The 1,731-nt window shown below is 70.4% G+C and carries 1 protein-coding gene; it reads left to right on the forward strand.

The window, feature by feature from the left end; translation table 11 throughout:
- The first annotated feature begins 233 nt into the window (after window positions 1-233).
- The gene (locus tag ABD308_RS23300; protein ID WP_344338209.1) at window positions 234-1,694 is read left to right on the forward strand and encodes a catalase; all 1,461 of its coding nucleotides are present in this window, start codon (window positions 234-236) and stop codon (window positions 1,692-1,694) included.
- The last annotated feature ends 37 nt before the right edge of the window (window positions 1,695-1,731 follow it).

The raw sequence follows: 1,731 nt of genomic DNA on the forward strand, positions 1-1,731 counted from the left end.
GGGCGCCGGCACCCAGGCGGGCCCAGCCGTCGGCCCCGATCCCGACGACGGTGATCGGGGGTGGCTGCTGGGGCACCGGTGGGCTCCTCGGGGGCGGGTCGGCGATCCGGGTGTGGGCAGCCTACCTGGCGGTATCCAACGGGCCGTGAGCCAGGGTGCGGGCCCGGTCGCCCGGGGTTAGCGTCGTGCCGGGAACACCTCCGGGGGGACCTCAGCACGCAACGGAGGACAGCATGTCCGAGTCAGCGGTCCCGTACACCACCAACAACGCCGGCGTCCCGGTGCCGAGCGACGACAACTCGCTCACGGTGGGCAGGGACGGCCCGATCCTGCTCCACGACCACTACCTGATCGAGAAGATGGCCCAGTTCAACCGGGAGCGGGTGCCGGAGCGGGTGGTGCACGCCAAGGGGGCCGGGGCGTACGGCGTCTTCGAGACGACGGAGGACGTCAGCCGGTACACCAGGGCGACCCTGTTCCAGCCGGGCAAGCGGACCGAGATGCTGGCCCGCTTCTCGACCGTGGCCGGCGAGCAGGGCAGCCCGGACACCTGGCGCGACCCGCGCGGCTTCGCGCTGAAGTTCTACACCGAGGACGGCAACTACGACCTGGTCGGCAACAACACGCCGATCTTCTTCGTCCGCGACACGATCAAGTTCCAGGACTTCATCCGCTCGCAGAAGCGCCGCCCGGACAACGGCCTGCGCGACCACGACATGCAGTGGGACTTCTGGACGCTGTCGCCGGAGTCGGCGCACATGGTCACCTGGCTGATGGGCGACCGCGGCATCCCGAAGTCGTACCGGCACATGAACGGCTACGGCTCGCACACCTACCTCTGGTACAACGCGAGCGGCGAGCGGTTCTGGGTGAAGTACCACTTCAAGACCGACCAGGGCGTCGACTTCCTCACCCAGGAGGACGCCGACCGGCTGGCCGGATCCGACCCGGACCTGCACCGCGAGGACCTCTGGCAGGCCATCGAGGGCGGCAACCCGCCGTCCTGGACGCTGTACGTGCAGGTCATGCCGTTCGGCGACGCGCCCGGCTACCGGTTCAACCCCTTCGACCTGACCAAGGTCTGGCCGCACGGCGACTACCCGCTGATCCGGGTCGGCACGATGACGCTGAGCCGCAACCCGGAGGACTTCTTCGTCCACATCGAGCAGGCCGCCTTCGAACCGGCCAACCTGGTGCCGGGCGTCAGCGTCTCGCCGGACAAGATGCTGCTGGGCCGGATCTTCTCCTACCCGGACACCCACCGGTACCGGATCGGCCCCAACTACGCCCAGCTGCCGCCGAACCGGCCGCACGTGCCGGTGCACTCGTACGCCAAGGACGGGCCGATGCGCTTCGACCCGGCCCGGACGGCGGCGCCCTACGCGCCGAACTCCTATGGCGGCCCGGCGGCCGACCAGAAGGCGTACGACCATCCGGCGGCCGGCTGGCAGAGCTCGGGCGACATGGTGCGCGAGGCGTACTCGCTTCACGCCGAGGACGACGACTGGGGGCAGGCGGGCACCATGGTCCGGCAGGTGCTGGACGACGCGGAGCGCGACCGGCTGGTCTCCAACATCGTCGGGCACCTCAAGGGCGGGGTGAGCGAACCGGTGCTGGAGCGGGCGGTGCAGTACTGGCGCAATGTCGACAAGTCGCTGGGCGACCGGGTCGCCAAGGGCGTCGGCAAGGACTGACCGGTCGGCGGCGGGGGCGCGGGTCCATCGGGCCCGC

The sequence above is a fragment of the Kitasatospora putterlickiae genome (assembly GCF_039527695.1).
Taxonomy (GTDB): Bacteria; Actinomycetota; Actinomycetes; order Streptomycetales; family Streptomycetaceae; genus Kitasatospora; species Kitasatospora putterlickiae.